Below are 24,839 nucleotides of genomic sequence, written 5' to 3' on the forward strand. Positions count from 1 at the left end.
ATGATATTCCGTGAAGAGATCACGGATTTTTCTGATGGATCAGATGCGATTGGTGCCAGAAGTTTTCAGCAGATCGCGGATTTCCATGAGAAGACGCACGTCTTCCGGCGGCGGAGCAGGTTCCTTCTTCTCCTCGATCTTCTGACGCTCGACCGACGAGCGCAGCTTGTTCACGCCCTTGACCATCAGGAAGATGATCCAGGCGAGGATGACGAAGTTGATGACGACGGTGAGGAAGTTGCCATAGGCGAAAACCGCACCCTGCTCACGTGCAGCGGCAAGCGACTCGGCTGTCACCTTCGAGCTGAGCGGCAGGAAGTAATTGGCAAAATCGAACCCGCCGAAGATGGCGCCAACGATCGGCATGATCAGATCGTTGACCACCGATTCGACGATCTTGCTGAAGGCAGCGCCGATGATCACACCTACGGCGAGGTCCATAACGTTGCCGCGGGCGATAAAGGTTTTAAATTCGTTGAGCATTCAGATGTCCCTCTTTGAAGCCCTCTCTCAGCCGTCGCATCCGCGACGACCAACGCATAATAACATCCAATTTTCGAATGTGCAGATATACGCAACAAAAACACGATTGGTTCCGCCGTCTTAAACTTTATGCCAAGGCCTGACCAATTCTCATTTTGGCGGAACTGGCCTATGCTCGACCGCGAGGACGGTGGAGGAGAACAGCCAGGTGCTTCCGGGGTGGGTCATATTCGGTTCGGCATTCGCCTATATTCTGCTGCTGTTTGCGGTGGCAAGTTATGGCGACGCCAAGAGCCGTGGCAAGCCGCCCTCGAAAAAGGGCAGGCCCATCGTCTATGCGCTGAGCCTTGCGATCTATTGCACATCATGGACCTATTTCGGCGGTGTCGGTCTCGCATCCGAACGCGGCCTGGAATTCCTCGGCATCTACACCGGCCCGATCCTCGCCTTCACATTGGGCATGCCCATCCTGCGGCGCATCGTGGAACTGGCGAAGGCCGAAAAGCTGACGTCGGTCGCCGATTTCATCGCGGCCCGCTATGGCAAGAATCCGACGGTGGCAACGCTGGTCTCGATCATCGCGCTGGTCGGGGCCATTCCCTATATCGCCTTGCAGCTGAAAGCCGTCTCCAACTCGGTTGCCGCCATGGTAGACCCGAGCGATTACGGTATTGGCAGCGGCAATCTCTATTTCCTCGATCTGCCGCTGCTGGTGACGGTCGTCATGGCCGGATTTGCGGTCATCTTCGGCACCCGCCACACGGATGCTACGGAGCATCAGGATGGGCTGATCCTCGCCATTTCAATGGAATCGGTCGTCAAGCTGATCGCCATCTGCACGGCAGGTGTCTATGTCGTCTTCTTCCTGTTCGACGGTCCCTCGCAGCTCTGGGAGTTGGCGTCGAAGAACGAACAGGTCATGCAGGCCATGTCCTATCAGACGCCGATCAGTCGCTGGATCGTGCTGACGCTGCTCTCGGCCTTCGCGATCATTCTCCTGCCGCGCCAGTTTCATGTGACGGTGGTCGAAAACCGCACGCCGAATGAGCTGCGCATGGCGGGGCTGCTGTTTCCGCTCTACCTCATCGCCATCAACATCTTCGTGCTGCCGATTGCCATTGCCGGGCTGCTGACGCTGGGTAGCCGCGGTGACGCCGATCTCTATGTGCTGCAATTGCCGCTGGTGAACCAGATGCCGGTGGTGTCGCTGATCACCTTCATCGGTGGCTTTTCGGCGGCGACGGCGATGGTCATCGTCGCTTCGGTCGCGCTGTCCATCATGGTCTCCAATGATATCGTGATGCCGATTTTCCTGCGGCAGAAGTTGCTGAACCGCACCGCGCATCGCGATGACTTTGCCAAGACGCTGCTCAACATCCGCCGCACCGCTATCTTTGCGGTTCTGCTTTTGGGCTATGCCTATTACCGGGCGGCAGACAGCGCGTCGGGCCTCGCCTCCATCGGTCTGCTGGCCTTTGCGGCAATCGCGCAGATGGCACCGTCTCTGCTGGGCGGGCTGGTCTGGCGACGGGCCAATGCGCGCGGGGCCATTGCGGGCTTGAGTTCCGGTTTCTTCGTCTGGGGTTATCTGTTGTTTCTACCCAGCCTCGGCGGGCCTGACAATTCTCACATCGCAACAACGGTTCTGAGCTTCCTGCTGCCGGGCGTGACCGTGTTCAGCGGCACGGATGCCGACCCGCTGGTCAACGCCGTCACGCTCAGCCTGCTGGTCAATTGCGCTGCCTTCGTGCTGGGGTCTCTGTCGCGCAATCCGCGTCCGGTGGAGCGCATCCAGTCCGGCATTTTTGTGAAGCGCCATTCGCGATCGCAATTTGCGACGCGCGGCTGGAAAACGCGGGTCAGCGTGGGTGATTTGAAGACTGCGGTGGCACGCTATCTGGGGGAGGAGCGCATGCTGCGCTCGCTGTCTGCCTACGAGAAGACCGCCGGGCGCAAGCTGGAAGACGAGCAACCGGCGGATATGGCGCTTATTCATTTCTCGGAGCAATTGCTGGGCAGTGCCATCGGCTCGTCTTCGGCGCGGCTGGTGCTGTCGCTGATCCTGCAAAAGGCCGAGGACACCAGCGCCGATACGGTCTGGCTGCTGGACCAGGCCAGCGAAGCGCTGCAATATAATCAGGACATGCTGCAAACGGCGCTGGCGCAGATGGAGCAGGGGATTGCCGTGTTCGATAGTTCGCAGCAACTGACCATCTGGAACCGCCGGTTCCGCACGCTGCTGGACCTGCCGGAACAGTTCGGGCGCGTGGGTCTGCCGCTCAACGAGATCGTTGCGATGCTGGAAGAGCGCGGCGATATCGCAGCGGGTCAGGAAAAGCAGACCATCGATCTGTTCCTGACCATGGACATGCCGTTCTCGCTGGTGCTGGCCGGTGGCGCGCGGATCATCGAGGTGCGCTCCAATGCCATGCCGGACAAGGGCATCGTCGCGACCTTCACCGATATCACCCAGCGGGTGGCGAGCGATCAGGCGCTGAAGCAGGCCAACGAAACGCTGGAGCAGCGGGTGGAAGAGCGTACCGGCGAGCTGACAAGGGTAAACCACGAGCTGGCCGAGGCACGGGCCGCTGCCGATGAGGCCAATATCGGCAAGACCCGCTTCTTCGCCGCTGCCGGACACGACATTCTCCAGCCGCTCAACGCCGCCCGGCTTTATTCGTCGGCGCTGGTGGAGCGGGTGGGCGCGTCTGAGAATGGCTCCCTCGTCCAGAACATCGATTCGGCGCTGGAATCCGTTGAGGCGATCCTCGGGGCCGTGCTGGATATTTCGCGGCTCGACACCGGCACCATGAAGCCGCGCATGGCATCTGTTGCCTTGAATGACCTGTTGAAGCGCATCGAGACGGATTTTGCGCCGATGGCGCGGGAAAAAAACCTCGAACTCATCGTCATGCCGACATCGTTGACGGTGAAATCCGACATCAACCTGCTGCGACGTCTGGTGCAGAACCTCGTGTCCAACGCCATCAAGTATACGGTGACAGGCAAGGTGGTCGTCGGGGTGCGTCGCCAAGGGAAAGAGGCGATCATTCAGGTGGTGGATTCCGGCATCGGCATTCCGTCGTCCAAATTCCGCACCATCTTCAAGGAGTTCGCGCGGCTGGACGAGGGTGCCAAGACGGCGGCAGGCCTTGGCCTTGGGCTTTCCATCGTCGACCGCCTGTCGCGCATTCTGCACCACCCCGTCCACCTCTCGTCCGTGCCGGGCAGGGGGACGTCCTTCCGGGTCAATCTGCCACGCGAGACGACCCAGAGCAGGTCAATGAAAGCGGTGGAGCGAGATGTGCCGCAGCCCGTTGCCCAGCAACTGCGCGGTTTCCGGGTGCTGTGCATCGATAACGAACCGAAGATACTGGATGGCATGGAGCTTCTCATATCCGGCTGGGGCTGCAAGGTCAGCACGGCGGGCTCCATCAGCGCCGTCGATGCCTTGCTGTCGGCGCCGGGCGACGCGCCCGATATCATCGTTGCGGATTATCATCTTGACGACGGCGATGGCATCGATGCCGTGCTGCGGCTGCGACGCTTCTACCGCAAGGATATTCCGGCCCTGCTGATCACGGCGGACCGGACGCCGGAGGTGCGCGCGCAGGCCGAAAAGGAAGGCATTGCCGTGCAGCACAAACCGGTGCGGCCTGCTGCACTCAGGGCCTATATCAACCAGGTTTTCAGCGTCACCCAGGCGGCAGCCGAATAGAAAAAGGGCCGCCTGAGAGGTATCAGGCGGCCCTTTCGGATTTCGGATGATGTAGCTTTGATCAGGCAGCGCGGCTGTAGCGGTCGCGCTGCTGGTCAGGCTGGATGCGGAAGCGCTGGACGAGACCGAGCAAGGCTTCGACCTCTTCCGACAGCATCTGGGTCGCGGCGCTGGATTCTTCGGCCATGGCGGCGTTCTGCTGGGTCATCTGGTCCATCTGGTTGACGGAGCCGTTGACTTCCTGAAGCGCAGAGGACTGGTCGGCGGTAGCAGTCGCGATGGTTTCGACGTGCTTGCTGACGACGATGATCTGCTCGCTGATGTCGGACAGAACCTGTCCGGCTTCCTGCACCAGAAGCGCGCCTGTGCCGACTTCGTTGGTGGACTGGTTGATCAGCGTCTTGATTTCGCGAGCGGCATCCGCCGAACGCTGGGCAAGCTCGCGGACTTCCTGAGCGACGACGGCAAAGCCCTTGCCGGCTTCACCCGCGCGGGCAGCTTCGATACCGGCGTTCAGCGCAAGCAGGTTGGTCTGGAAGGCGATGTCGTCGATAACCTCGATGATCTGTTCGATCTTCTTGGATGCGTCTTCGATACGGCCCATCGCGTCGATGGCGTTCTTGACGACAGAGCCGGAGCTGTCGGCGCTCTTCTGGGTGACGCGAACCGCCTGGTTGGCTTCACGGGCACGTTCAGCCGAAGACTTCACGGTCACGGTGATCTCTTCGACGGCGGCAGCCGTTTCTTCCAGCGATGCAGCCTGTGATTCCGTGCGGCGGGACAGATCGTTGGAGGATTCACGCATTTCCATGCCGTTGTGCTGAATGACCAGCGTTCTCTCGCGGATTTGCGCCAGAACGTCTTTCAGGTTGGCGAGCGAGTTGTTGAAGTCCGAACGCAACTGCTCCAGACGGCCGGAGAATGGCGTATCGATGGTCTGCGTCAGATCACCCTGCGAAAGCCGGGCAAGGCCACCGGCCAGCTGGGTCACGGCGAAGTCGATCTGGCGATCCGTCTCGCGCTTTTCGGCATCGTTGCGACCGCGTTCTGCTTCTGCTTCTGCGCGTTCATCGGCACTGCGGCCTTCGATGACCAGCTTTTCATGGGCATTGTCGCGGAAAACTTCGAGTGCGCGGGCAATGTTGCCGAACTCGTTCTTGCGTTGGACATAGGGAATGGTCGTGTCGAGCTTGCCTTCCGACAGCGACTTGACCGCGTTGGTCAGCACGCCGAGTGGGCGAAGTGCGCGGTTGATGACGTAGTAGCCGAGAAGGCCGAAGACCAGCATGACGCCGAATCCGCACCACAGCACGATGTCGCGCAGGCCGTCGATGTGAGACTGATAGACCGTCATGGGAACGCCGACGAACAGAATGCCGACGGCAGCGCCAGACTTATTGAGAACGGGAAGGTATCCAGTCATGTAATCGGTGCCGAACAGGCGGGCCTGACCGAAGTAGGCCTCACCCTTGCTGATCTTGGCATAGGCGGGGCTGTCGAGCGCCAGCTTGGTGCCGACGGCGCGTTCGCCCTTTTCGTTTTTCACGTTGGTCGAGATACGCAGGAAATCAGACCCCTGAGCCTGAAACACCGTGGCGACGCCGCCATTGGAAATGCCGGTGCGATCCACAAGGTCGAAGTCCAGCAGAGAGCCGATGCTGGGACGGCTGACGGATTTCAGTTCGCCGTTTTCGATGGCGACCTGCGCACCGCCGACCTTCATCTCATAAAGGATTGCCATGCTTCTGACCGCGCGCCGCGTATCGAGAAGAGCGCTTTCCATGACATCATCTTTCAACCGCATGTAGGTTGTGCTGCCAACGGCCACGATGCCCATAAAAATGAGTGCGATGGTCAGACAGACCATCTGCACCACGATCGATTTTGAAAAGAAACCCGTCATAACATACCCCGAACAAACTGAATTCCGCCACAATGCGGGAAAACCGTTAAGATTCAGGGAACATCGCGCCGCTGTAAATATGCGATATCACTCATCTTTTTGGCGGATTTGACAGGGGTCAAATATAGGAAATCATTGGATTTTCAGGGTGTGAATGGTTGTAGAAAACAATCAAGCTGTTTTACAGGCTGTCAGTTTTCTACAAAAAACTATCGACATCAACGGGTTTTGGGGCGCTCAGCGCTCAGAGGCTCTGGCGACTGTTGGGGTCCTGTTCGGCGCGGTCGCGGTAGAGGGCCGCGCGTCCCAGAAGCATCAGCGAGACCGGCGTGGTGATGGTCATGAACAGGCCGATGAAGATTTCATGGAAGACCGGGCGCTGGCCCGACACCGAGAAATAGATGATGGATGCCATGACGATACCGCCCGTGCCCCAACTCGTGCCAAGCGTCGGGGCGTGCAGGCGCTCGTAGAAACTTTGCAGCCGAGCAAAGCCGATGGTGCCGACCAGCGTCAGCGATGATCCCAAAAGCACGAAGAATGCGACCAGTATGGCGGCCCAGAGGGGGAATTCGGCAGCTTCACTCATTCGATGACCTCCCCGCGCATCATGAATTTCGAGAGCGCAACGGTTGAAACAAAGCCCAAGATGGCAATCAGCAGGGATGCGGCGAAGTAGACATCGTTACCGGTGCGCAGGCCGAAGGTCAGCACCAGCAGCATAGCGTTGACATAAAGCGTATCGACACCCAGCACCCGGTCCTGCGCGCGCGGGCCGATGGCGATGCGGTAGACGGAAATGGCCATGGCGATGGCGAGAAAGAACTGGGCGATGGAAAACGACCAGAACAGGATAACCGAACTCATTCGAATATCTCCATCAGTAATTTTTCATATCGGCTTTTGATGAGGTTCTGCCAATGCGCCTCGCTGACTTCGTCGAGAACGTGGATCAACAGGGTGCCCTGCGAGGAGTTGTATTCCAGCCATGCGCTGCCCGGCGTGGCGGTCAGCACCACGGCCAGAGCCGCAAGGCCCATCGGGTCTCGCAGGTCGAGCGGAATGGTCAAAAAGCCCGCATTGGCCTTTCTGTCACGATTGAACAGAATGATGAAGGCAACCGCGAGGTTGGAGCGAATGATATCGTAAAACACGATGAAGCACAGCTTCACCACGAGATGCCAGTTGCGAATGCGCGGCTTTGGCGGACGCAGCGAGGCCATGGCCCAGGACGCGACCATGGCAACAGCAATTCCCAGCAACAGATGACCGGGCGAAAAGCTGTTGATCGTCATCCAGAAGACGACCAGCGAGATCGTCAGCAGCGGGTAGGGAAAGATGCGTCTGATCATGGTGCTGCCTCCGGGGCAGTGGCGGCCCGCGGTGCCGTCATCACGCCCTGGATGTAGCTTTCGGGCAGGCCGCCGATCCGCGCCGTTTCCTGCATGTAGCGCATGATCGGCCCGGCAGCGATGGTCATGGCGAGCGTCATGCCGAGCAGCAGCAGGATCGGTGCGATTTCGATGACGAGAACGCGTGGCACCGTGCCTTCCAGCGAACCCCAGAAAGTGCGGATGCCAGCGCGCGTCATGGAAATGAGCGAGGCAAGACCTGAGAAGACGATGAGGAACACCAGCCACCACGACAGCGTGGAGATGGTATCGTTCGCGCCAAGGCCCGATGGGTTGAGGATGGCCGAGAGCATCGAGAATTTGGCGATGAAGCCCGAGAGTGGCGGCAGACCGGCGAGCAGAATTCCGCAGGCCGCAAAGCAGGTGCCGAGAACTGCCATGGTGCCGGGCATGGTCACACCGACCTCGTCTTCCACCTCGTCCTCCTCACCGTCACCATAGGCTTCCATGGTCACGGCCAGAACGTTGGCACCGGCATCCTGTCCGCGCTCCACGAGTTCGATCAGCAGGAAGAAGGCGCTGATCGTCAGCGTCGAGGAGACGAGATAATAGAGCGCACCGGCGGCAACCGTGGGATTGCCGGTGCCCATGGCCGCCAGCAGGGTGCCGGAAGACACCAGCACCGAGAAACCGGCCAGACGTCCGAGTGCCTGCGAGGCCAGTACGCCGATGGTGCCGAAGACGATGGTGGCGATACCGCCGACCAGCAGCGCATCATGGCCGAAGCCTGCGGAGGCGCCTGCCGTTTCACCAAACAGCAGGAAGGACAGGCGGGCGACCACGTAGATGCCGACCTTGCTCATGATGGCAAACAGCGCGGCGACCGGGGCGGAGGCGGCGCTGTAGGCGGACGGCAACCAGAAGTTCAGCGGCCACATGCCTGCTTTGACCAGAAAGGCGATGCCGAGAACGGCTGCGCCTGTTTCCAGCAGCATGCGCTGATCCGGGTTGAGGCCCGCAATGCGCTGGGCGAGATCGCCCATGTTGAGGGTGCCGGTGACGCCATAGATCAGGCTGACGCCGATCAGGAAGAAGAGTGCGGCCACGAGGTTGATGGCGATGTAGTGCAGACCGGCCTTTACTCGCAACTGTCCCGAACCGTGCAGCAGAAGGCCATAGGAGGCGGCCAGCATAACCTCGAAGAAGACGAAGAGGTTGAACAGATCGCCCGTCAGGAACGCGCCGTTGACGCCCATCAGCATCAGATGGAACAGTGAGTGGAAATGCGCGCCCGCCTTGTGCCATTTGGCCAGCGAATAGATGAGCGATGGAATGGCGAGCAGCGCCACCAGCAGCACCATCAGCCCCGACAGGCGGTCTGCGACCAGAACGATGCCGAAGGGGGCGGGCCAGTTGCCGAGCAGGTAGACGCCGGTCGAAATGACGGCTGCGACTTCCGTGTTGACGGTCGAATTCACCTCGAGAAACAGCGCGATGGCGACGGCCAGCGATACGAAAGTGGCAAGGACACTGATGAGACCCTTCGCGGTACGCTTGCGCTCATCGATGAAGAGCAGCAGTGCACCGGCGATCAGCGGCACCAGAATGGGTAAAACGACGATGTGGGCGGGGAAGTCGTTCACTTCGTTTCCCTCCCGTCGACATGGTCGGTGCCGGTCAGGCCGCGCGCTGCCAGCAGCACCACGAGGAACAGGGCGGTGGTGGCAAAGCCGATGACGATGGCTGTCAGCACCAGTGCCTGTGGAACCGGATCGGTGAGGGTAGAGGTGATGACGCCATCCAGAAGCAGGGGTGGTGCATTGGTCTTGATGCCGCCGACGCCGAAGATGAAGAGATTGACGGCGTAGGACAGCAGCGACAGGCCGATGATGACCTGATAGGTGCGCGGGCGCAGGATCAGCCAGACGCCCGATCCCGTCATCACACCGATACCCATGGCGAGAATGAGTTCCATTACGCGTCCTCCGCTTTTGCGGCGTCGGGCGTACGTACCTTGTAATTACGCAGCGATTGGTGCGCCAATGCTATCAGAATAAGAACGGTCGCGCCGACCACCAGCGAAAAGACGCCGAGATCGAACAGCAGCGCCGTGGCTGTCGGCATTTTGCCGATATAGGGGATCTCCGTGTACTGGAAATAGGAGGTCAAGAACGGATAGCCCAGGAACCACGACCCCATACCGGTCGATGCCGCCATCAACAGGCCAAAGCCCATCCAGCGCAGCGGCAGGATGCGGATACGGTCTTCCGCCCAGCGGGTGCCGCCTGCCAGATATTGCAGCAGGAACGCCACCGCCATCGTGATGCCAGCCGAAAACCCGCCGCCGGGCAGATCATGACCGCGAATGAACAGGAAGAAGGAGAAGGTGACGATGACGGGGAACATCCACTGCATGATGACCGATGGCACCAGCAGGTAATCGCGCACCGTATCGCCCTTGCTGCGCTCTGGGCTATCGGCATCGAAAGCGTTCTGGATGAGCTGCTGTTCCGGCAGGCCGATGCTTTCCTGAGCGGGGCGGAAACGGCGAAGCAGCGCAAAGACGGTGAGGCCGACGATGGCCAGTACAGCGATTTCACCCATCGTATCGAAGCCACGGAAGTCCACCAGAATGACGTTGACGACATTGGTGCCGCCGCCTTCCGAATAGGCTTTCTCGAGGAAATAATTTGCGATCGTGTTGGGCACCGGCAGCGTCATGACGGCAAAGGCGATGACGCTCATGCCGATGCCGCAGAAAACGGCGAGCAGGAAATCCCGCCCGCGACGAAGCTGCGAGGGCAGTTCGTTGTTGTTGTCCACCTTCACCATACGCTTGGGCAGCCAGCGCAGGCCAAGCAGAATGAGCACGAGGGTGACGATTTCGACCAGCAACTGGGTAATCGCGAGATCCGGTGCCGACAGCCACACGAAGGTGAGGCAGGTGACGAGGCCGGAGACGCCAAGCATGACGAGGGCCGCAAGCCGATGATACTTCGCCTGCCATGCCGCACCCATGGCGGCAATCATGCCGATGGCCCATAGAATGGCGAAGATCGGATCGAAACTGGTGACGCTGGGCAGCGTCAGCGAAAACTGCGAGGCGGCAAGCGGCGAGAAACCGGCAATCAGCGCAACGAGGATCAGCATGCGCAGCTGTGGCTGAAGACGCCGGGTTCCCAGCGTGCTTTCCAGCCAGCGCGCCCATTTCCATGACACGGTGACGATGATGCGCTCGAAAATACGCTGGCCGCGCAGGTGGCGAAAGATCGGTGGGCCATCTTCGCAGCGCGAAAAATAGCCGCCGAGCGCCGCATAGATGGCAACGCCGCCGATGAGCGCCACGAGGCTCATCATCAGCGGAACGTTGAAACCGTGCCAGATCGACAGGCTGTAGACCGGCGTCTGCGGCCCTAGCACCGACAGCACCGCCGAATGCAGGAACGGGCCGATGGAGAGGCTGGGCACGATGCCGACGATCAGGCAGGCGAGAACCAGAAACTCGATGGGAAAACGCATCCAGCGCGGCGGTTCATGCGGCTTGGGGTTGGGAATATCGTGCGGCGGCGGGCCGAAGAACACGGTGTGAATGAAGCGTAGCGAATAGGCCACCGCAAATGCACCCGACAGGGTCGCGACATAGGGCAGGGCCTTGTCCAGCAGCGAATCCGCATGGGTTTCGACGGATTCGGCGAAGAACATTTCCTTCGACAGGAAGCCGTTGAACAAGGGCACCCCGGCCATGGCCGCACTGGCCGCCATGGCAAGCGTGGCGGTTGCGGGCAGGAAGCGATAGAGGCCGCTCAAACGCCGCATGTCTCGGGTGCCGGTCTCGTGGTCGATGATGCCAGCGGCCATGAACAAAGACGCCTTGAAGGTGGCATGGTTCATCATGTGGAAGATGGCGGCGACAGCGGCCAGCGGGCTTCCAAGGCTCAAAAGCGTGGTGATGAGGCCGAGGTGGCTGATGGTGGAGTAGGCGAGAAGCCCCTTCAAATCCTGCTGGAACATCGCGAAGTAGGCGCCGAGCAAAAGGGTGATGATGCCGCAGAAACCGAGCAGCCAGAACCATTCCGGCGTCCCCGCCAGAACCGGCCACATGCGCGCAAGCAGGAAGACGCCCGCTTTTACCATGGTGGCGGAGTGCAGATAGGCCGAAACCGGCGTCGGCGCGGCCATCGCATTGGGAAGCCAGAAATGGAACGGGAACTGCGCGCTTTTCGTCAGCGCACCAATGAGGATGAGGACGAGGGCTGGCACATACAGCGAGTGGGCGCGGATATCGGCACCCTTTGCAATGATCGCGTCCAGATCGTAGCTGCCTGCCATGTGGCCGAGGATCAGCAGACCCGCCAGAAGGCAGAAACCACCGATGCCGGTGACGGTCAGCGCCATGCGCGCGCCATCGCGGGCGGTGGCATTGTGGTGCCAGTAACCGATCAGCAGGAAGGAGAAGACGCTGGTCAGTTCCCAGAAGATCGACAGCAGAATGACGTTGCCGGACAGCACGATACCCAGCATCGAGCCCATGAAGGACAGGAGAAAGGCGAAGAAGCGCGGGATCGGGTCTTCTGCCGACATGTAATAGCGGGCGTAAAGCACCACCAGAAAACCGATGCCGGTGATGAGGATGATGAACATCCAAGCGAAGGCATCCAGCCGAAGCGTGAAGTTGAGGCCGAGCTGCGGCAACCATTCCACATCATATTTGATGACCGCGCCACCCTTGACGCTGCTATAGAGAAAGATAGCGGAAAGCAGCGCAAACAGGGCAATGCCACCGGCCACGGCGGCGGGCGCGCGCGCGGCGCCATATCGCGGCATCGCGGCAGTGATGATGCTGCCGAGGAAGGGTAGGGCAATCAAAATGGGAAGTAGGACTTCAAGTCTCATATAGGCTGGCAATTTCTCTGGCGTTGCGGTTTGGCGGTTCTTGCGTCCGTCAGCTTCGCCAGATCCGTCGGGAAGAGACGGAAGAAATGGCCGTGACGGCTATGTGCTTGTTTTCGGTGGACCGCGAGGCGAGACCGTTCCGGCGAGACGAAAACCACGCAGATCGGCGCGCAGGTCTTCAAGCCCGATTTGGGCCTTCCTACAGTCGGTTACCAGTGGCAAAACCGGTAAAATCCCATGAACAAAATTGTGATCGAGCGTGTGATCGCAGACATCGCAGATGGCGACTTGAACAGCCAGATCAGCGCTTGCCTCGGCACCGGAGGGCGCTGTCTGCTGCGGAAGATGGGAGCGTTCGAGACGGTGTGGTTTCAGAACCGGCGCGGCGTTTGCGGCAACCTGAATTCCGATGAAAACGAGCATGCCCGCGACAAAGACATCGATCAGCCTCGTGGAGTGAAGCGGGGCGCAACGGCTTTTCCCGATCCATGGCAAAATCATGTCTCCTTATTCGTCGTCAGCGTTTCGTTGAAACATCACCATGGAAGTGGATATCGTGTGATTTTGTTTTAGGGGAACGGTGTTGCCGTTGTCCAGCGCGGGAGGCCTAAAAATAAGAAATCTTTTCCAAAAACGGCGATTCTCGAATGAATCCGATCCTGTTAAATGTTGTGAAAGATAAATTACATAACAAATTTTAGCAATCTCAGGTGAAACCGCGCTTTCTTAACCTTCAAGCAAGGAATTAACCATAAAGATTGGACGTATTTCACGGCGGAATGGAGTTTCACCAATCTCCTTCCAGGCATGACGCCGCCCTGCCGTACCGGGTTGATCCGGTATTCTCTTTGATTGCAGAAGGCTCAGCAGCGTCGGTGCGTCACCATGTGTGGTGCGCGGGCTCGTGAAATATCCTCCCGGATACTGACATTCTCAATCGGTCATGAGCCGGTTTCAACCGGCGTAACTATCGGGGACGTCGCTTGGGGCAGGAATTGCCAACAGATCATACGCGAAAGGCCACAGGCGGAAGCTTGGCAGGCCGGTTGCGTTTTGCTGGTCTTGACCAAGACCAGTGCGATCTGCTGCGCCGTTACCGCACCATGCTGGAGCCCCACGTCAAGGCGGGCCTGCGCGACCTGATGGTTCGCTTCCAGTCCATGCCCGACTGTTCCCCTTCTTTCGAAAGTGAAAACCAGCTCGACCGTCTGCACGACCTCCAGACCGCGCATTGGAGCGTTTTGACGGACGCCCGTTTCGACGCTGTCTATGCGGAACGGATCAAGGTTCTGTCCGACACCGAAAGCCGCATGGGTCTCGACCCGCGCTGGCACGTGGCCGGTCATGCGGTAGTTCTTGAAAATCTTCTGGGCGGATTGATTGCGCAAAACGCGCCCCGCTCCATTCTGCCCGGCAATCGCAAGCGTCAGCGCGAACTGGCCGAAGCCGTCAAGGCCGTCGTCCGGCTGGTGATGGTCGATACCGAAATTGCCGTGTCGCTGCGTTTCAACGAATTGCGCCTTCGCCACACCCAGGAACTGGCCAAGCAGCGCGAAGGCGACCAGGCCGATGCCAAGCGGCTTCTGGGCGATGCACTGAATGCATTTGCAGCCGGTGACCTGACCGCGCGCATCATCGGCGACATTCCCGACGTCTACCGCGATCTGGCAGAGGCCTTCAACAGCGCGCTGGAAAAGATCGAAGCTTCTATGGCTGCGGCGCAGGCCGGTGTGCGCGATGCGCAGACCGCAACCGAGCGCATGGCAGGCGAGGGCCGTACTATGGCCGCGCAGTCCTCGCAGCAGGCACAAAGGTTTACCGGTGCTTCCGATACGCTGGGCGCCGTTATCGGCGAAGTGCGCACCAGCAGCGAGCGCATTCAGGCCGCAGAAAATGCAATGACACAGGCCCGCACGGCGGCAACCGAAAGCGGCACCGCCGTCGGTGAAGCCATCAGCGCCATGGCCGGTATCGAACAATCCGCCGAGCAGATCGGTCGCATCATCGGCTCCATCGACGAGATTGCCTTCCAGACGAACTTGCTTGCACTCAATGCAGGCATTGAGGCGGCACGCGCTGGCGAAAGCGGTCGCGGTTTTGCCGTGGTGGCGCAGGAAGTGCGCGCCTTGGCGCAGCGTTCTGCCGATGCCGCACGCGAAATCAAGAACCTCGTCAACGGCACGAAAACGCAGGTGGACGCAGGAGTTCGCATGGTCAACCGCACCCAGGAAGCCATCGGCGGCGTTGTTCGCCAGGTCTCCGGCGTCAGCGACATGATCGGCGATGTGGCCCGTCGCACCGGTGAAAACGTCACCAGCCTGCAGGGCGTTGCGGTGGAACTCAATGCCATCGGCGCGGAGACGGACCGTTCCGCCAGCCGCCTGACGACGGCTTCGCAGGACGCAGACGACCTGCACACAGTCATTCTCGAGCTGGGCCGGACCGTGCGGGAATTCCGCATTGCCCGCCAGATGAACGCGGTGGAGCAGCCGATCACGAGACAACATCAGCAAAACGTGGCGACCATGCGCGAAGAGCCCATGGACTATGGCTACGTGCACCAACAATTCAGACGCCAAGGAGTGATTTGATGGCAGGCAGGAAAGCAGCGCAGTCGACATTGAAATTGTCACCGGTGCTGGACCTCAATCAGGCATCCGTCTTGCACGGAAAACTGATGGAAATGAGGGGTGCCCCGCTTGCGGTGGATGCCTCCGAGGTCGAGCGCGTGGGCGTGCAGTGCGCCCAGGTCTTGATGGCAGGCGTCAAGGCTTGGGAAGCCGACGGCAAGTCATTCACATTTTCCAAGGCATCCGATGCCTTTGACAAAACCCTTAAACTGATCGGCATGGACATCGATCATATGCTCCCGAAGGAGATGCAGAAATGAAGAAGAAGGTTCTGACCGTCGACGACTCCAGAACGATCCGCAATATGCTGCTATTGACGCTGAACAATGCCGGTTTTGAGACCATTCAGGCAGAAGACGGCATCGAAGGGCTGGAAGTGCTGGAAGGCTGCCAGCCGGATGTCATCGTCACCGACATCAACATGCCGCGTCTTGATGGCTTCGGCTTCATCGAGGGCGTTCGTCGCAACGAAAAGTACCGTGCGATCCCCATCCTCGTGCTGACCACCGAAAGCGATGCCGAGAAGAAAAATCGTGCCCGCCAGGCAGGCGCTACCGGCTGGATCGTCAAGCCGTTCGACCCTGCAAAGCTGATCGATGCCATTGAACGCGTAACTGCCTGATACGGGACCACACACGATGGATATGAACGAAATCAAAGAAATCTTTTTCCAGGAGTGCGAGGAGCAACTCGCTGAACTGGAATCGGGTCTTCTGAAATTAAATGACGGCGACCGCGACCCGGAAACCGTGAATGCTGTGTTTCGTGCCGTTCATTCCATCAAGGGTGGAGCGGGTGCATTCGGTCTCGAAGATCTCGTGGCCTTCGCCCATGTTTTCGAAACGACACTGGATTGCGTACGCTCGAACAAGCTCGAGCCCGATCAGGACGTTCTGAAGGTCATGCTGAAATCGGCTGACGTTCTGGCCGATCTGACCAATGCCGCCCGTGATGGTGGCAGCGTTGAGGAAGGCCGTACACGCGGTCTGGTCAAGGAACTGGAAGCGCTTGCCAACGGCGAAAAGGTGTCGCCCGGTGCAGCAGAACCAGCCGCACCAAAGGCCGCAGCGCCTGCACCGGTTGCAGCAGCACCGGCCCCGACAGACGACAGCGGCTTCCAGCCCGTCGCCTTCTCCTTCGGCGATTTTGAAGACGACACGGTTCCATTGATGGAAACACCGTCCTTCAACGTCGTCTTCAAGCCGCAGAACTCGCTCTATGCCAAGGGTAACGAAGCAGCACTTCTGCTGCGCGACCTTTCGCGCATCGGCGAGATGAGCATCAACTGCGACATGAGCAACCTGCCTGCGCTCGAAAACATCGAGCCGGAAGCGGCCTATTTCCAGTGGAAGATCACGATCAAGACGGACAAGGGCGCCGCTGGCATCCGCACCGTGTTCGAGTTCGCGGAATGGGATTGCGATCTGGAAATCACCGAGATCGTCGCCGAAGCCCCGCCTGAAGAAGAACTGCCGATGATACCGGTGCCGTTCGATCTTTCGGTACTGGATGAAGTTGCCGACGAACCAGCCGTCATGTCTGCTGGCGCAGAAGAGACGATTGCTGCAAAGACCGTTGCAACAGCCGTTGCCGCGACCGAAGTCACGCGCACCGTTTCTGCCGCTGCCGAGAAGAAGGAAGCACCGGCTGCCGCCGCTGCTGCCGCAAACGCCAGCGCCGGTCAGACCATCCGCGTCGATCTCGACCGCGTCGACCGCCTCATCAACCTCGTTGGCGAGCTCGTCATCAACCAGGCGATGCTGTCGCAGAGCGTCATCGAGAACGACACGACCGGCACATCTGCCGTGAACATGGGTCTGGAAGAACTCCAGCAGCTGACGCGTGAAATTCAGGATAGCGTCATGGCCATCCGCGCGCAGCCTGTGAAGCCTGTCTTCCAGCGCATGTCGCGTATCGTTCGCGAAGTGGCCGACATGATTGGCAAGCAGATCCGTCTGATCACCGAGGGTGAAAACACCGAAGTGGACAAGACGGTCATCGACAAGCTGGCCGAGCCGCTGACGCACATGATCCGTAATGCCGTCGACCACGGCATCGAAACACCTGAAAAGCGCGAAGCCGCAGGCAAGAACCCTGAGGGCACCGTCAAGCTGACGGCGAAGCACCGTTCGGGCCGCATTCTGATCGAACTGGCCGACGACGGCGCGGGTATCAACCGCGAGCGCGTTCGTCAGAAGGCCATCGACAACGATCTGATCGCTGCCGATGCCAACCTGACGGATGAGGAAATTGACAACCTGATCTTCGCACCGGGCTTCTCCACCGCCGACAAGATTTCCGACATTTCGGGTCGTGGCGTCGGCATGGACGTGGTCAAGCGCTCGATCCAGGCACTCGGTGGCCGCATCAGCATCACCTCGCGTCCGGGTCTCGGCTCCACCTTCACCATGAGCCTTCCGCTGACGCTGGCCGTTCTCGATGGCATGGTGGTGACGGTTGCTGGCCAGACACTGGTCGTGCCTTTGACGGCGATTGTCGAAACATTGCAGCCGGAAGCCGTGAACATTCACTCCTTCGGTTCCAACCAGCGCCTGATCTCCATCCGCAACTCCTTCTGCCCGCTGGTGGACGTCGGTCGCATTCTCAACTTCCGCGCCACCCAGGCAAACCCGGTCGACGGTGTTGCCCTTCTGGTGGAATCGGAAGGTGGCGGTCAGCGCGCTCTGATGGTCGATGCCATCCAGGGTCAGCGTCAGGTCGTGATCAAATCGCTGGAAGCCAACTACACCCACGTTCCGGGCATTGCTGCCGCAACCATCCTTGGCGATGGCCGCGTGGCTCTCATTCTGGATGTGGATGCCGTTGTCGGCGCGTCTCGTGGCCAGTCGCTCAAGCAAGAGATGTCTCTTGCGGTAGCCGGTTGAAAGTAGTGATGAATGACAGCGCTCAAGTTTAACGATACACGCCTATCCCCGGACGAAGTGCTGGCCAGCGGAGAATATCCGCTGACACGCCGCGACCTGTCCGAAATCGCCGCGATGATCTATGCCGATGCCGGCATCTATCTGAACGACACCAAGGCGTCGCTCGTTTATTCGCGACTGTCCAAGCACATCCGCAATCTGGGTATTTCCGGTTTTCGGGAATACTGCACCCTCGTGTCGTCCCAGGAAGGCGCCCATGCCCGTCGCGAGATGCTGTCGCATCTGACGACGAACTTCACGCGCTTCTTCCGCGAAAACCACCACTTCGAGAATCTGCGCGATGAGGTTCTTCCAGGGCTCATCAACCGTGCGAAAGCCGGTGGACGTGTTCGTATCTGGTCTGCCGCATGTTCCGATGGGCAGGAGCCCTATTCGATCGCCTTGACGGTTCTGGGCATGTTTCCCAACGCCGCCGAATACGACTTCCGCATTCTGGCAACCGATATCGACCCCAAAATTCTGGCGCAGGCCAGAGCCGGGGTCTATGACGAAAACGCACTGGAAACCGTCACGCCTGCCATGCGCAAGCAATGGTTCCAGGACGTGGATGTCGCCGGTCGCCGCAAGTTTCAGATCAGCGACAAGGTCAAGAAGTTGATCACCTTCAACGAGCTGAACCTCATGACGCAATGGCCCTTCAAGGGCGGTTTCGACGTGATCTTCTGCCGCAACGTGGTGATCTATTTCGATGAGCCGACACAGGTGAAAATCTGGGCACGTTTTGCCGGTCTTCTGCCGGAAGGCGGCCATCTCTATATCGGCCACTCCGAACGGGTCTCGGGCGACCCGAAGGCGCTGTTCGATAATACCGGCATCACGACCTATAAATACATCGGCAAACCGGGCGGGAGGAAAGCATGAGCGCACCCGCCAGAGTCCTCGTCGTCGATGATTCCCCGACGATGCGCGGCCTGATTTCGGCTGTCCTGAAAGCCGACCCCGATGTTCAAGTGGTGGGCCAGGCGGGCAACGCCATGGAAGCGCGCGCCGCGATCAAGGAGCTCAATCCTGATGTCGTGACGCTGGATATCGAGATGCCAGAGATGAACGGTCTCGAGTTTCTGGAAAAGATCATGCGGCTTCGGCCTATGCCCGTCATCATGGTCTCGACGCTGACGCATCGCGGTGCCGGTGCTTCGCTGGCGGCGCTTGAAATCGGCGCGTTCGATTGCGTCGGCAAGCCAGCGCCGGGCGACAGCAGGCCGTTTGGCGATCTGGCCGAGAAGGTCAAGGCCGCCGCACGTTCGCAGCATCAGAGCTATCGCAGCGTCGAGGTGGAAAAACCCGTTGCGTCGCTGCCCATGGCGGTCAGCGATTACCGCGTCGGTCGCAAGATCGTCGCCATCGGTTCTTCGACCGGCGGTGTCGAGGCTCTGATCTCCGTTTTACAGAAATTCCCGGCCAATTGCCCACCCACCGTCATCACGCAGCACATGCCATCGACGTTCACGAAAAGCTTTGCTGAGCGTCTGAACAGACTGTGCGCACCGGTGGTGGAAGAGGCAACCGATGGGGCGCGTCTCCAGACCGGGAAAATATATCTTGCACCGGGCGGGGAGCGCCATTTGCAGGTCGTTAATCATTCCGCACCAAGTTGCAGGCTTTTGGAAAAAGAACCTGTTAATGGCCATCGTCCGTCCGTTGATGTTCTGTTCGATTCCGTGGCCGAACTCGCCGGACGCAATGCCGTTGGTGTCATCCTGACCGGAATGGGGCGGGACGGTGCTGCCGGACTGCTGAAGATGCGCCATGCCGGTGCGCGCACGATCGGCCAAAACGAAAAAACCTGCGTCGTTTATGGCATGCCACGCGTTGCTCATGAGCTTGGTGCCGTCGAACAACAATTTCCGCTCAACGCCATCGGCGAAGAAATTCTGAAACTTACTGCTGCCCGAAAAGAAGGTTCCGACTAATGTCTCTTGCAGAAAAAATCAAAGTTCTGATCGTTGACGATCAGGTCACAAGCCGCCTCCTGCTCAGTGATGCACTGACGCAGCTCGGCTTCAAGCAGATCACCTCCGCTGGCGATGGCGAGCAGGGCATGAAGATCATGGAGCAGCAGCCCCATCATCTCGTGATCTCCGACTTCAACATGCCCAAGATGGATGGCCTCGGCTTCTTGCAGGCGGTTCGCACGAACCCCACCACCAAGAAGGCAGCCTTCATCATTCTGACCGCGCAGGGTGACCGCGCGCTGGTTCAGAAGGCGGCACAGCTGGGCGCCAACAACGTTCTGGCCAAGCCATTCTCCATCGACAAGATGAAGGCGGCAATCGAAGCCGTATTTGGATCCTTGAAATGATCGAAACCGCAGCCAAGCGCGTACATATTATCCAAGGCGAGTATAAAATCGCCAATGATCCCGATGTGGTCCTGACGACCATTCTCGGTTCGTGCGTGGCTGCGTGTCTCAGAGACCCTGTTGCGGGCGTCGGCGGCATGAACCATTTTCTGCTGCCGGGGACAGGGGGCATGGGGGGCGGAGATGCAACCCGTTATGGGGTGCATCTCATGGAATTGCTGATCAACGGCTTGCTCAAGCAGGGAGCACGCCGCGATCGGCTCGAGGCAAAGATTTTCGGCGGGGCGAAAACCATTGCCAGCTTCTCGAATGTCGGCGAACAGAACGCCGCATTCGCGGTGCAATTTCTAAAGGATGAAGGCATTCGTCTGCTGGGGCAGTCGACCGGGGGGGACTCGGGCCGCAAGGTAGAGTTCTGGCCGGTCTCCGGTCGTGCGCGTCAGCATCCGCTCAGCGGTGCCGAAGCACAGTCGACGGTCGCGCTGGAAAGACGTCCAGCACCGGCGCCGAAGCCAGTGGCCAACGATATCGAGTTTTTCTGACACGGCGTATAAGGGCGATTTGCTCACGCCGTACCATCATTTTTGTTTGAGTTTCGAACCGGGTAAAAACCTCTCGGTCCGCAATTCCGGCCACGGAGTATTTTATGCAGATCGCCGAGCACATAGATCTTTCAACTTTCGACGAGGCGCTGCCCGATGTGCTGATGCGGGTCGTTTCCGAATTGCACGACGTGGCCTATCTCATCGAACGTATCGAGCCGCAATTGCTCGAAGCGACCAATGGTGCGGTGACGACCGAGGGTATGCGGCTGTTGCAGGGCATCGACCTTGCCGTCCAGAAGACGCGCGGCCTTGCCGAATTCATCGACACCATCACCGGCTCCATTCCGATCGACTGGGTCGTGGATGTCTCCACGGCACTCAGCCTCGTCAAGCTGGCGGAAATGCAGAAGGCTCTGGGCGCTGGCCTGCGCCACGGTCATTCGCAGCCGCTCGACAAGGTCTCCGGCGACATCGACCTGTTCTAGAATGTGTCCCTACATGGCGGGCAAACAGATTATCTGCCCGCCTGATCGTAATTTCAGCAGCAATTCCATACAATTTTGAGTAAAGTCACGCTGATTTCGTGCAAGTAAAGCGCCGCACAAGCTTCGACGTATTAATCTCCACTCCGATTTAACACAGCTATTGGTTCGTTGCCCTTTGGGCACGCCAGCTCCGGGGTCTTGATTGATGAACAGTGTCGCAAACGTTGGTTCTTCCAGCTCGCTTTTTCTAAACCTTCTTGAACTGGCCAAATCTCAACGCCTTGCGCTGGGCGACGTGTTCAAGTTTGCCGAAAGCTTCAGCGCGGAAGGCCGCAAGGGCGAGGCGGTCGAGCTTTACAAGACGTGGCTCGCCTTTAACGAAGCGCACCCCGGCGCGCAGATGGTCTATTTCAACTATTCCGTCATGCTGCGTCAGCTCAATGACATCCCCGGCTCCATCAACGCCATGCGCGCCGCCCTGAAGATCGACCCCATGTTCGGGCCTGCCCAAATCAATCTCGGCCGCGCCTTCGAAGACAGCGGCTCTTTCCCGCAGGCGATCCAGCAATGGAGAAGCTTTGTCGAGAGCACGTCCGAGACGACGCCCGACCGCCTGTCCTACCGTGTCATGGCGATGCAGCACATAGGTCGCGTGATGGAAAATGCCGGACTTCTGGAAGAAGCCGAGACCATTCTGTGGGATGCCATGGAGCTTCGCCCGGAAAAGACCGAGACCGGACAGCACTGGAGTGCCATCCGTCAACGTCAGTGCAAATGGCCGATCATCACCTCCTCCAGCCATGTCACGCAACGCCAGATGATCGATTCCATGTCGCCGCTGACGCTGGGATGCTATGCCGACGACCCGATGTTCCAGTTGGCGCGTGCCTATGAATACAACAAGAGCTTCGTCGGTCGTCTCGACCTGCGCAATTTCCCGCGCAAAACGGTCAAGCAGAAGACCGGCACGGGCCAGCGCTTGCGTGTCGGCTATGTCTCTTCCGACCTGCGCGACCACGCCGTTGGATTTGCGCTGCGCGAAATGCTGGAACTGCATGACAAGACGAGCGTCGAAATTCACGCTTACTATTGCGGCGACCCGGTTGCCAACGATGCGACGCAGACGCGCATGAAGGCGGCGGTCGATGTGTGGCACGACATCGGCACGTTGACCGATGAGGCTGCGGCCCGCCAGATCGCCAACGACGAGATCGACATCCTGATCGACGTCAACGGCTATACCAAGCATGCGCGCACCAAGATTTTCGGCTACCGTCCGGCGCCGGTCATCGTCAATTTCTGCGGCTATCCCGGCTCCATGGGCTCGCCGTTCCACCAGTACATGATTGCCGACGCACAGATCGTGCCGCCTTCGAGCGAGATTTATTACTCCGAAAAGGTTCTGCGGATCGCCTGCAACCAGCCGATCGACCGCAAGCGTCTCATCGCCGAAAAGCCGTCGCGTGAAAAAGCCGGTCTGCCGGAAAACGCCTTCGTGTTCGCCTGCTTCAACGGCATGCAGAAGATCACGGCGGGTACGTTCGAACAGTGGAAGTCCATTTTGACAGCGACGCCGGGCAGCATTCTGTGGATGCTCAGCGGCAACGAAAAGGCCGACCAGCGTCTGCTGGCCATGTTCGTGGCAGCCGGAATCGACGCCGAGCGGATCATCTTTGCGCCAAAGGCGGCCAATGCCGAGCATCTGGCCCGCATCGGCGTCGCCGATCTCTTCCTCGACACCTTCCCCTACGGCGCGCACTCGACGGCAGCCGACTCGCTGACGGTCGGGCTTCCCGTGCTGACCTTCCCCGGCAAGAGCTTTGCATCACGCTTCTGCGCAAGCGTCGTTGCCGCAACCGGCGTGCCTGAACTGATCTGCGATGGTCCGCAGGATTACGTCGCCAAGGCGATTGCCTATGCCAAGAACCCGGCTGCGCTGAAACTGATCAGGGACAAGCTTCAGGCCAACCGCGAAACGAGTGCACTGCGCGACATTCCGGGTCTGGCCCGTCGTCTGGAAGAGCTGTACTGGCAGATGCAGGGTGAGGCCGAACGCGGCGAAACACCGGTTCCAGACTTCCGCAACATGGATGTCTACTACGAAATCGGTTCGGAACTCGTTCTGGAAAATCTCGAATTCGTCGATGAGGCGACCTATCGCGCGCGTTACCTCGAGAAGATGCTCGAGTGGCACGCCTTCTCCGACATTCCACATGATGCACGGTTGTGGACGCCTGAAGCCTCGGCTACGGCTTGACGTCCGAAGTGTCACAAATCGATATCGCCCCGTAAAGGAATATCGCAAGACTAACGCAGCACACCTGCGCATCCCAGATGTGCGGGTGTGCGTGTAACATTTACAAGGCAGGTCGATGACGTCCCAGTCCAAGAAGATAGCCATTGTCGGCGCCGGGCTTTCCGGTGCCGTTATCGGTCGCGAACTCGCCGTTGCGGGCCATCAGGTCGATATTTTCGACCGGCGCGACCATATTGCCGGCAATTGCCATACGGAGCGCGATGCGGAGACAGGCGTGATGGTTCACGTCTACGGCCCGCACATCTTCCACACCGACGATGCCGAGGTCTGGGATTACGTCAACACCTACCAGACCTTCATGCCCTACAAGAACCGGGTCAAGACAACCAGCCGCGACCAAGTGTTCTCGCTGCCGGTCAACCTGCATACGATCAACCAGTTCTTCAACAAGACATTTCGCCCGGATGAGGCGAAAGCATTTATTGAAGAGCAGGCCGACAAGACAGTCGAAGACCCGCAGACCTTCGAGGAACAGGCGCTGCGCTTCGTGGGACGCGATCTCTACGAGGCGTTTTTCCAGGGCTACACGCAGAAGCAATGGGGCTGCTCGCCGACCGATCTGCCCGCATCCATCCTCAAGCGCCTGCCGGTGCGGTTCAATTACGACGACGACTATTTCTTCCACAAATATCAGGGCATGCCGGAAACCGGCTACACGCCGATGGTGGAACGCATTCTCGATCATCCCGGCATTCGCGTTCACCTGAACAGCAATTTCGGTCGCGGGGATATCGCTGGCTACGACCATACCTTCTATTCCGGCTCGCTGGATGGTTACTTCGAATATGCCAATGGCAGGCTGGGTTATCGTACGCTGGATTTCGAACGCTTCACCTATGACGGCGATTACCAGGGCTGCGCGGTTATGAATTACGGTGAGGTCTCGGTGCCCTTCACCCGCATTACCGAACACAAGCACTTTTCACCGTGGGAAAAGCACGAAAGCTCCGTCTGCTACCGCGAGTTTTCGCGTGAATGCGGACCAGACGATGTGCCCTACTATCCCATCCGTCTGGTGACCGAAAAAGAGCAGCTTGCGCAATATGTTTCGCTGGCCAATGAGGAAAAGTCCGTGACCTTCGTGGGTCGGCTCGGCACCTATCGTTATCTGGACATGGATGTGACGATCCGCGAGGCGCTCGACACGTCGCGGCTTTTCCTATCGCTTGTCGAGGGTGAAAAGGCAATGCCGTCATTCCTCAACCCGCCGCTATGAGCTGAAGACTACTCCAGATTGTTACTCATAATGATCGCCGCGCGGTATCC

Annotated in this window: 21 protein-coding genes; 13 read left to right on the forward strand and 8 right to left on the reverse strand. The window is 59.2% G+C overall.

Annotated elements, in window-relative coordinates; translation table 11 throughout:
• Positions 1–39: 39 nt before the first annotated feature.
• Entirely contained in the window at positions 40–483 is a 444-nt protein-coding gene (mscL, locus tag HRR99_RS01595; protein ID WP_045229844.1) for a large conductance mechanosensitive channel protein MscL, read from the reverse strand.
• Between the two features lie 208 nt (positions 484–691).
• On the opposite strand from mscL, the gene HRR99_RS01600 reads away from it, so the two are divergent.
• A complete protein-coding gene (locus HRR99_RS01600) occupies positions 692–4,201 on the forward strand; it encodes a PAS domain-containing hybrid sensor histidine kinase/response regulator (protein WP_233122525.1) in 3,510 nt (1,169 codons plus the stop codon).
• Between the two features lie 61 nt (positions 4,202–4,262).
• Here the strand turns inward: HRR99_RS01600 and HRR99_RS01605 are convergent, their stop codons facing one another.
• The 7 genes from HRR99_RS01605 to HRR99_RS01635 all read right to left on the reverse strand — a co-directional run bounded on the left by HRR99_RS01605 (position 4,263) and on the right by HRR99_RS01635 (position 12,349).
• The gene (locus tag HRR99_RS01605) at positions 4,263–6,104 is read right to left on the reverse strand and encodes a methyl-accepting chemotaxis protein (protein WP_233122526.1); all 1,842 of its coding nucleotides are present in this window, start codon (positions 6,102–6,104) and stop codon (positions 4,263–4,265) included.
• Between the two features lie 244 nt (positions 6,105–6,348).
• The gene (gene mnhG, locus HRR99_RS01610) at positions 6,349–6,693 is read right to left on the reverse strand and encodes a monovalent cation/H(+) antiporter subunit G (protein WP_233122527.1); all 345 of its coding nucleotides are present in this window, start codon (positions 6,691–6,693) and stop codon (positions 6,349–6,351) included.
• On the reverse strand, positions 6,690–6,971 hold the full coding sequence (locus HRR99_RS01615) for a K+/H+ antiporter subunit F (RefSeq protein WP_111840807.1): 282 nt from the start codon (positions 6,969–6,971) through the stop codon (positions 6,690–6,692). Before HRR99_RS01615 ends, mnhG begins: the two co-directional genes overlap by 4 nt.
• The gene (locus HRR99_RS01620) at positions 6,968–7,456 is read right to left on the reverse strand and encodes a Na+/H+ antiporter subunit E (RefSeq protein ID WP_233122528.1); all 489 of its coding nucleotides are present in this window, start codon (positions 7,454–7,456) and stop codon (positions 6,968–6,970) included. Before HRR99_RS01620 ends, HRR99_RS01615 begins: the two co-directional genes overlap by 4 nt.
• A complete protein-coding gene (locus HRR99_RS01625) occupies positions 7,453–9,099 on the reverse strand; it encodes a monovalent cation/H+ antiporter subunit D (RefSeq protein ID WP_233122529.1) in 1,647 nt (548 codons plus the stop codon). The genes HRR99_RS01620 and HRR99_RS01625 overlap by 4 nt, the downstream gene beginning before the upstream one ends.
• Positions 9,096–9,431, reverse strand: a complete 336-nt coding sequence (locus HRR99_RS01630; protein WP_111840809.1) for a Na+/H+ antiporter subunit C — start codon at positions 9,429–9,431, stop codon at positions 9,096–9,098. The genes HRR99_RS01625 and HRR99_RS01630 overlap by 4 nt, the downstream gene beginning before the upstream one ends.
• Positions 9,431–12,349, reverse strand: a complete 2,919-nt coding sequence (locus HRR99_RS01635) for a monovalent cation/H+ antiporter subunit A (RefSeq protein ID WP_112498917.1) — start codon at positions 12,347–12,349, stop codon at positions 9,431–9,433. The genes HRR99_RS01630 and HRR99_RS01635 overlap by 1 nt, the downstream gene beginning before the upstream one ends.
• Positions 12,350–12,586: 237 nt before the next feature.
• On the opposite strand from HRR99_RS01635, the gene HRR99_RS01640 reads away from it, so the two are divergent.
• The 12 genes from HRR99_RS01640 (at position 12,587) to glf (ending at position 24,789) form a co-directional block, all read left to right on the forward strand.
• Positions 12,587–12,922: a hypothetical protein gene (locus tag HRR99_RS01640; RefSeq protein ID WP_233122530.1), complete on the forward strand. Its 336-nt coding sequence runs from the start codon at positions 12,587–12,589 to the stop codon at positions 12,920–12,922.
• A 461-nt stretch (positions 12,923–13,383) separates the two neighbouring features.
• A complete protein-coding gene (locus HRR99_RS01645; RefSeq protein ID WP_233122531.1) occupies positions 13,384–14,940 on the forward strand; it encodes a methyl-accepting chemotaxis protein in 1,557 nt (518 codons plus the stop codon).
• A complete protein-coding gene (locus HRR99_RS01650; protein WP_111840813.1) occupies positions 14,940–15,239 on the forward strand; it encodes an STAS domain-containing protein in 300 nt (99 codons plus the stop codon). Before HRR99_RS01645 ends, HRR99_RS01650 begins: the two co-directional genes overlap by 1 nt.
• Positions 15,236–15,601, forward strand: a complete 366-nt coding sequence (cheY1, locus tag HRR99_RS01655) for a chemotaxis response regulator CheY1 (protein ID WP_111840814.1) — start codon at positions 15,236–15,238, stop codon at positions 15,599–15,601. The genes HRR99_RS01650 and cheY1 overlap by 4 nt, the downstream gene beginning before the upstream one ends.
• A gap of 16 nt (positions 15,602–15,617) precedes the next feature.
• On the forward strand, positions 15,618–17,864 hold the full coding sequence (locus HRR99_RS01660; RefSeq protein WP_233122532.1) for a chemotaxis protein CheA: 2,247 nt from the start codon (positions 15,618–15,620) through the stop codon (positions 17,862–17,864).
• Between the two features lie 12 nt (positions 17,865–17,876).
• Positions 17,877–18,785 carry a protein-glutamate O-methyltransferase CheR gene (gene cheR, locus HRR99_RS01665; RefSeq protein ID WP_111840816.1) on the forward strand — a complete coding sequence of 303 codons (909 nt, stop codon included), beginning with the start codon at positions 17,877–17,879 and terminating at the stop codon, positions 18,783–18,785.
• A complete protein-coding gene (gene cheB / locus HRR99_RS01670; RefSeq protein ID WP_111840817.1) occupies positions 18,782–19,837 on the forward strand; it encodes a protein-glutamate O-methylesterase CheB in 1,056 nt (351 codons plus the stop codon). Before cheR ends, cheB begins: the two co-directional genes overlap by 4 nt.
• Complete coding sequence (cheY2, locus tag HRR99_RS01675) at positions 19,837–20,226, forward strand: chemotaxis response regulator CheY2 (RefSeq protein ID WP_042618009.1); 390 nt, start codon at positions 19,837–19,839, stop codon at positions 20,224–20,226. Before cheB ends, cheY2 begins: the two co-directional genes overlap by 1 nt.
• A complete protein-coding gene (gene cheD / locus HRR99_RS01680) occupies positions 20,223–20,768 on the forward strand; it encodes a chemoreceptor glutamine deamidase CheD (RefSeq protein ID WP_111840818.1) in 546 nt (181 codons plus the stop codon). The genes cheY2 and cheD overlap by 4 nt, the downstream gene beginning before the upstream one ends.
• 104 nt (positions 20,769–20,872) lie before the next feature.
• Entirely contained in the window at positions 20,873–21,256 is a 384-nt protein-coding gene (cheT, locus tag HRR99_RS01685) for a chemotaxis protein CheT (RefSeq protein WP_111840819.1), read from the forward strand.
• A gap of 205 nt (positions 21,257–21,461) precedes the next feature.
• Complete coding sequence (locus HRR99_RS01690; RefSeq protein ID WP_233122533.1) at positions 21,462–23,513, forward strand: O-linked N-acetylglucosamine transferase, SPINDLY family protein; 2,052 nt, start codon at positions 21,462–21,464, stop codon at positions 23,511–23,513.
• Positions 23,514–23,628: 115 nt separating this feature from the next.
• On the forward strand, positions 23,629–24,789 hold the full coding sequence (gene glf / locus HRR99_RS01695; protein WP_233122534.1) for a UDP-galactopyranose mutase: 1,161 nt from the start codon (positions 23,629–23,631) through the stop codon (positions 24,787–24,789).
• Positions 24,790–24,839 lie beyond the last annotated feature (50 nt).

It is taken from the genome of Agrobacterium vaccinii, assembly GCF_021310995.1.
GTDB lineage: Bacteria > Pseudomonadota > Alphaproteobacteria > Rhizobiales > Rhizobiaceae > Agrobacterium > Agrobacterium vaccinii.